General features: G+C 75.1%; 6 protein-coding genes. 5 read left to right on the forward strand and 1 reads right to left on the reverse strand.

The annotated features are described in order from the left end of the window. Positions 1-181 precede the first annotated feature (181 nt). The 5 genes from BIV57_RS22925 (at position 182) to BIV57_RS25480 (ending at position 4,775) form a co-directional block, all read left to right on the forward strand. Entirely contained in the window at positions 182-1,804 is a 1,623-nt protein-coding gene (locus BIV57_RS22925) for a hypothetical protein (RefSeq protein WP_071658787.1), read from the forward strand. 197 nt (positions 1,805-2,001) lie between these two features. Continuing rightward, positions 2,002-3,615 carry a phage tail sheath family protein gene (locus BIV57_RS22930; RefSeq protein ID WP_071658788.1) on the forward strand — a complete coding sequence of 538 codons (1,614 nt, stop codon included), beginning with the start codon at positions 2,002-2,004 and terminating at the stop codon, positions 3,613-3,615. Positions 3,616-3,673: 58 nt separating this feature from the next. Next, a complete protein-coding gene (locus tag BIV57_RS22935; RefSeq protein WP_071658789.1) occupies positions 3,674-4,117 on the forward strand; it encodes a phage tail protein in 444 nt (147 codons plus the stop codon). Next, entirely contained in the window at positions 4,117-4,608 is a 492-nt protein-coding gene (locus BIV57_RS22940; RefSeq protein WP_071658790.1) for a hypothetical protein, read from the forward strand. The genes BIV57_RS22935 and BIV57_RS22940 overlap by 1 nt, the downstream gene beginning before the upstream one ends. Then, complete coding sequence (locus BIV57_RS25480) at positions 4,605-4,775, forward strand: DUF6760 family protein (protein WP_175548835.1); 171 nt, start codon at positions 4,605-4,607, stop codon at positions 4,773-4,775. Before BIV57_RS22940 ends, BIV57_RS25480 begins: the two co-directional genes overlap by 4 nt. Before the next feature lie 833 nt (positions 4,776-5,608). Here BIV57_RS25480 and BIV57_RS22945 read toward each other — a convergent pair. Continuing rightward, positions 5,609-6,097: a hypothetical protein gene (locus BIV57_RS22945; RefSeq protein ID WP_071658791.1), complete on the reverse strand. Its 489-nt coding sequence runs from the start codon at positions 6,095-6,097 to the stop codon at positions 5,609-5,611. Positions 6,098-6,445: the final 348 nt, after the last annotated feature.

Consider the following 6,445-nt stretch of genomic DNA (forward strand, 5'->3'; position numbering starts at 1 on the left):
CGGGTTCGAGGCTGGCCCAGGTACTCACGCGCCCACGCTAGGCGCGGGCGCGCGCGGAGACGACGGACGGACGGGCATGCCCGGGTGCACCGTGGTGTGCCCGCACGGGCCTTCGGGGTGCGCGGGGGCGGCGCAAGCATGGGCCGCGCCCCACGCACTGATCACCGAACGGACGGCGACCATGTCCCAGGCGCGCGCACGGGAGGAACGGAGCGCGCCCCTGCGGCGCCCCGAGGACCTCGAACTCTCCGGCGCGGAGGCCGCGTTGGTGCTGCCCGCGCTGGGCACCGCCGGGGCGGCGGGCGCCGCCCGGCTCGCGACGCGGGCCGGCAACCGGGCGCTCGCCCGGTCGCTGCGGCGGGCCGGGACGGCGACGGAGAACGAGGCGGCCGCCGAGGAGGAGCCGGGTATCGAGCTCCACGAACTGGACGAGCTCCACCCGGCGCAGCAGCAGGAGCAGCAGGAGGAGGAGCAGGCCGCGGCGGAGTCCTCGCCCGGCAAGGCCGTCCTCGACGCCCTGAAGCCCAACAAGGTAGTGGACACCGCCGACTTCGCCGCCAGCCGGATCGTCTCCCCCGCCCTCGGCAAGGTCGGCCAGCAGCTCGCCGAGCACGGCGGCCAGCCCGTCCCGCCCGCCGCCTCGCTCCCCGGCGCGAGCGTCAACGCCGTCGCCGACACCCTGGTCCTCGTCGACAGCACCGCCGGCCTCGTCGGGGCCGTCGCCGACCGCCGCAAGGACGCCTACGCCGCGCACGGCACCGACGCCCGGATCACCGACAAGAGCCTGGCCACCGCCAAGAACGCCCTCTACCTCGCCGGGGACGGCACCACCCTCGCCAAGAACGCCGTCGGCGTCGCCGGCCACACCGCGACCCACGCCCTCAGCCAGGCCCCCGGCGGGCTCACCGCCGCAGCCGCGATCGTCGGCACCGCCCAGGACGCCCACGGACTGGGCCGCGCCGCCCAGTCCGCGCACCGCCTCGGCAGGGGCGTCGAGGACGTCGGGCCCGGCCAGGTCGCCGACTTCGCCGCCCGGGAGGCCGCCCTCGACCGGGAGCGCACCGGCCTGCGGGCGGCCCGCCGCAACCGCGCCGAGCGCCTCGCCGAGCACGCCGAGGGCAGCCCGGAGCACACCCGGCTCAGCGGCCAACTGGAGCTCCTGGACGAGCGGCTGGCGCACAACCGCACCGCCCGCGAGCAGCTCGGCACCGACCGCGCCGGCTACGGCAAGGACGCCGAGACGCTCCGCGAGATCCGCGGGTACGCCGTCAAGAAGCGCCGCCGCGGCGTCGCCAAGCGCCTGGTCTCCGGCGTCGGCAACGGCGTCAAGGCGGCCGCCGCGATCGCCGGCCTGGTCCTCGCCGCCAGCAGCCCCGCCGGCCCGGCGCTGGTGATCGCCGCGGCCGCGATCCTCGGGCTCTTCGCGCTCTACAAGGCGCTGAAGTTCTTCCGCAAGCGCCACAAGGACCTCAAGGCCCCCGACCGCCACCGGCTGCCCAACGCGCTGCCGGACGAGGGCCCGGCGCGCGGCCTGGCCGCCCACGAGGGCGAGGCCCAGAAGCTCTGGCAGTTCTGGAAGGACATCAAGTTCGGCAAGCGCGAGGTGATGGCCCGCGGGCTCTACGAGCTGGCGACGCGCGAGGGCCAGGTCGCCGAGATGCGCGAGGACGCCTGGCAGACCCTCGTCCAACTGGGCGTGGTGCCCGCCGCGGAGGGCGGTGCCCGGGACGGCTGGACGGAGCAGCTGCGCGGCGACGCGGACGCCTGGGTGAAGAAGATCAAGGACGCGCTGGCGTCCTTCTGAATCCCGCGGGATGCGCAGGTCGGACGCGCCGGAGCGGCTCCCGGTTGCACCGTCCGAACCGTTGTGCCCTCGGGGGCACGCGCCGCTGCCCCGGGCGTGGACCCGGCGGCCGTTACGTCCCTACCGGTCCGTAATCCAACATGGCCGAGTCCACTGCCATCTCTCGGCAACGACCCCACCGCGAGGAGCACCGCAGCATGCCGTCGTACCTGTCTCCGGGCGTTTACGTGGAGGAGGTGGCCAGCGGGTCGCGTCCCATCGAGGGCGTGGGCACCGCGGTGGGCGCCTTCGTCGGGCTGGCCCCCGAGGGCCCGCTCAACGAGCCGACCCTGGTCACCAACTGGTCGCAGTACGTGGCCGCCTTCGGCGACTTCACCGACGGCTACTACCTGGCCCACTCCGTCTACGGCTTCTTCAACAACGGCGGATCCGCCTGCTACGTGGTCCGCGTCGGCGGCTCCCGGGACGGCGCCTTCGGCGACGGCCCGTCGGCCGGCGCCGTGGCCGGCTCCTCCGCGCCCGCCGCCCTGGAGGCCGGCGAGCCGCAGGCGCTCGGCGGCTTCAAGGTCGCCGCGCTGCCCGCCGCCGCCAAGAACGCCGGCAGCGCCCCGATCACCGTCGAGGTCTCCGACGCCGACGGCGAGGGCCCGGCCGAGCGCTTCAAGCTGGTCGTCAAGACCGGCGACAAGCCGGTCGAGACGCTGGACGTGACCGCCAAGCGCGGCAACCGCGCCTACGTGGTCACCCAGGTCAAGGAGAAGTCGCAGTACATCACCGTCGAGGAGGCCGCGCCCGCCGGGCAGCTGGTCCGCCCCGACAACCAGACCGTCACCCTCGGCCCGCCGAAGGCGGGCGCGGCCCCGGCCCGCTCCAACGGCGCCGACCCGGCCGGCGAGGAGGTCGTCAACCCCAAGGCGTACCTGGGCGACTCGGCCGACCGCACCGGCTTCGGCGGCCTGGAGGCCGTGGACGAGATCACCATGGTGGCCGTTCCCGACCTGATGTCCGCCTACCAGCGCGGCGCGCTGGACCTGGAGGCCGTCAAGGCCGTCCAGCTCGGCCTGATCGCCCACTGCGAGCAGATGGGCGACCGGATGGCGATCATCGACCCGCCGCCCGGGCTCAACGCCCGCCAGGTGCGCGTCTGGCGCCAGGAGACGGCCGGCTACGACTCGCGGTTCGCCACCCTCTACTACCCCTGGGTGAAGGCCTTCGACCCGTCGATCGGCCGCACCCGGCTGCTGCCGCCCAGCGGCCACATGGCCGGCATCTGGTCGCGCAACGACAGCGAGCGCGGCGTCCACAAGGCCCCCGCCAACGAGGTGGTGCGCGGCGCGGTCGACCTGGAGCTGCAGATCACCCGCGGCGAGCAGGACCTGCTCAACCCGATCGGCGTCAACTGCATCCGGGCCTTCCCCGGCCGCGGCATCCGGGTCTGGGGCGCGCGCACGCTGGCGTCCGACCCGGCCTGGCGCTACCTCAACGTCCGCCGGTACTTCAACTACCTGGAGGAGTCCATCCTGCTGGGCACCCAGTGGGTGGTCTTCGAGCCGAACGACCAGGCGCTGTGGGCCCGGATCCGCCGCAACATCTCGGCGTTCCTGGTCAACGAGTGGCGCAACGGGGCGCTCTTCGGCGCCACGGCGGAAGAGGCGTTCTACGTCAAGTGCGACGCCGAGACCAACCCGCCGGAGTCGGTGGACATCGGCCGGGTCATCTGCGAGATCGGCATCGCGCCGGTCAAGCCCGCGGAGTTCGTCGTCTTCCGGATGGCGCAGCACTCCAGCGGCGCGGGCGAGCTGGACGAGTAGCCCCGGGAACGACGGACGGCCAGGGAAAGCACCTTAGAGAACCGAGGATTGACGCGACATGAGTCTTCAGCCGGGTGACGCCCTCACCTCGCACAATTTCGGCCTCCAGATCGACGGCGTGATGGTGGAGTACCTCCAGTCCGTCGAGGGCCTGTCGATGGAGCAGGACGTCATCGAGTACCAGCAGGTCTCGGCGAACGGCAAGCCGGTGGTGAAGAAGCTGCCGGGCGTGAAGAAGGCCGGGCAGTGCACCGTGGTCCGCGGCGCGACGCAGAGCGCGTCGTTCTCGCAGTGGATCAACCAGTCCATCCAGGGGAACATGGGCTCGGCGCGCAAGAACGCCAGCATCATCTTCATGGACTACATGAACAGCCCGGTCAAGCGGTACCACCTGCGCAACGCGTGGTGCTCCAAGGTCGACGCCAGCTCGGCGAAGGCCGGCGAGGCGTCCGCGCTGACGGAGACCGTGACGATCACGTTCGAAGAGCTGGTCATCGAGTAATGAGGCGTCAGATCGCGGGGCGGGACGCGGCGGCGCCCGAGGCGGCCCCGGAGGCGGAGCCCGAGGTCGCGGCTCCCGCCCCGGCGGCGGCCCCGGCACCGGCGCCGGTGGTGGAGCGCGCGCTGCGGACGGAGTTCGACTTCGAGCTGCCGCGCGGCTACGTCGACGCCTCCGGCACCGTCCACCGGCACGGCACCATGCGTCTCGCCACCGCGCGCGACGAGCTGGTGCCGCTGCGGGACGTGCGGGTGCAGGAGAACGCGGCGTACCTCTCGGTGGTGCTGCTCGGTCGGGTGATCACCCGGCTGGGCACGCTGCCCGCCGTCCACGACGGCGTGGTGGAGGAGATGTTCGCCTCCGATCTGGCGTTCCTCCAGGACTTCTACCGGCAGATCAACGCGGAGGGGCACACGCGCGCGAGCGTGACGTGCCCGTCCTGCCGCGACACCTTCGAGGTCGAGCTGGGCGGGAGCCGCCTGGGGGAATCGTGACGTACGCGGCCGACCGCCTGCACGAGGAGGTCGCGTACGTCGCCTACCACTTCCACTGGGACATGGACACGATCCTCGACATGGAGCACCGCGACCGGCAGCGCTGGGTCACGGAGATCGCGGCGCTGGTGGAGCGCGCGGGGGCTTCGGTCGGGCAAGGGGCCTGAGACATGGGGCTGCGCGAGCGGTTGACGGGCCGGCGGCGGAAGGGGCGGGCGGACGACGCGCCCGCGGTCGCGGCGAAGGCGACGACGTCGGAGACGGCGGCGGCGGACGAGCGGTCTGCGGCGGCGGTGCCGCCAGCGGCGCCGCCGCCGGCGCCGGTTGCTCCGGCGTGGACGTCCGCGGCGCCGATGGCGGTGCGGGGCGGGCTGTCGGCGATCGGCGCGCGCGCGGACTTCGGCGGGACGCTGGCGGCGCACCAGGACCATTCGCACGTCCGGGAGTTGGCGCACCTGGTCTCCCCGGAGGCTCCGGCGGGGACGGTCCACGGCCTGCTGCGTCCGGCGACGACGCCGACGGGCGGGCTGGGCGGCCCGCACGTCCCGACGCTGCCGGTGGCGGCGCGCGAGGTGCCGTCGGCGGAGGTGGAGACGGGGGCGGCCTCGGCTGCCGCTGCGGTGGCGGCTCCTTCGGTTCCGGTGGCTCCTTCGGCCTCGGTGGCTCCTTCGGCTTCGGCTTCGTCGGCGACCCCGGCGGCGGCTCCGGTGCAGCGGCGGGTGGCGGCGACGCCGGCTTCTCGGCCCCAGGCGCAGGATGCGGCTCCGGTCGCGGCTCCTCCCGTTGCTCCTGCTCCGGCTCCTGCTCCGGCCTCCGCGTCCACGCCCGCGGCGAAGCCGCCGGTCGCAACTGGACCGACGCCGCCGACTGCTGACGGGAGCTCAGCGCCCTCGGCTCCCGCCGGCCCGCCCGCGGTGCAGCGACGGACGGCCCCGCCGTCCACGACCACCGGCGGTCCGGGGGCTCCCGCGGCGCCGGTGCAGCGTCGGACGACGACGCCTCAGGCCCCGGCCGGGCCCGCGCCTTCCCCTTCCCCGGAGGCGGCTCCGTCGAAGGACGCGGCTGCCCCGGCGCCTTCCGCCCCCGCGCCCGGCGCGACGGCTTCGTCCGCGCCGGTGCAGCGACGCGCCTCGGCGGCGCCCGCCACTTCAACTCCGGGCCAGCACACGGCATCACCCGCGTCGAGCGCTCCCCCGGAGACCGGGACGACGACCGGCCCGGATGCGCTGACGCCCCCGGCGGAGCGTCCGGTGTCGTCGAGCGCGACCCGCCCGATCGCGGTGGCCGCACCGGCCGAGGACGCGGCCGTGCCCCCGGCGTCCCCGGCGTCCCCGATCCAGTCTCCGGATGCGGCCGCAACGCGGCCGGCGGTGTCCGAGGCGGCTTCGGCGCCCGTCCAGCGGCGCACTCCGTCCGCCGCGGCGGCACCGCCGGCGCGGCCGTCGTCGGAGAGTGCGGCGCCGCCCGCCCCCGCGGTCCAGCGGCGCACCTCAACGGGCTCGCCCGCGCACACTGCTGACGCCCCGACGCACGACGAGACCGTTCAGCGCGCTGCGGACCCCGCGCGTCCCGGGCTGGGGGCGCCGCTCACCGGCGGTGCGCCCGCGCGGGCCGTCCCACTCGGCGGGGATGCACCCGCGTCCACGCCGGAGGCTCCGCCGGCAACGACCGCCGTGCCCGGCACGACCGCCCCGACCGGCGCCACGACGCGTCCGACCCTGGGTGCACCGCTGACCGAGGGAGTGCCGACGCGCGCCGTTCCGCTCTCCGTCGACGCGCCGCCCGTCCAGCGTCGTGCGGCCGAGGCGACGGGGCCGGAGCCGACGAAGCCGTCCCC

Source organism: Mangrovactinospora gilvigrisea (assembly GCF_001879105.1).
GTDB lineage: Bacteria > Actinomycetota > Actinomycetes > Streptomycetales > Streptomycetaceae > Mangrovactinospora > Mangrovactinospora gilvigrisea.

Bases quoted from the DNA above. Each gene is read 5' to 3' on its own strand.
- BIV57_RS22930 (WP_071658788.1), top strand. From the start codon at position 2,002: ATGCCGTCGTACCTGTCTCCGGGCGTTTACGTGGAGGAGGTGGCCAGC.
- BIV57_RS22940 (WP_071658790.1), top strand. From the start codon at position 4,117: ATGAGGCGTCAGATCGCGGGGCGGGACGCGGCGGCGCCCGAGGCGGCC.
- BIV57_RS22925 (WP_071658787.1), top strand. From the start codon at position 182: ATGTCCCAGGCGCGCGCACGGGAGGAACGGAGCGCGCCCCTGCGGCGC.
- BIV57_RS22935 (WP_071658789.1), top strand. From the start codon at position 3,674: ATGAGTCTTCAGCCGGGTGACGCCCTCACCTCGCACAATTTCGGCCTC.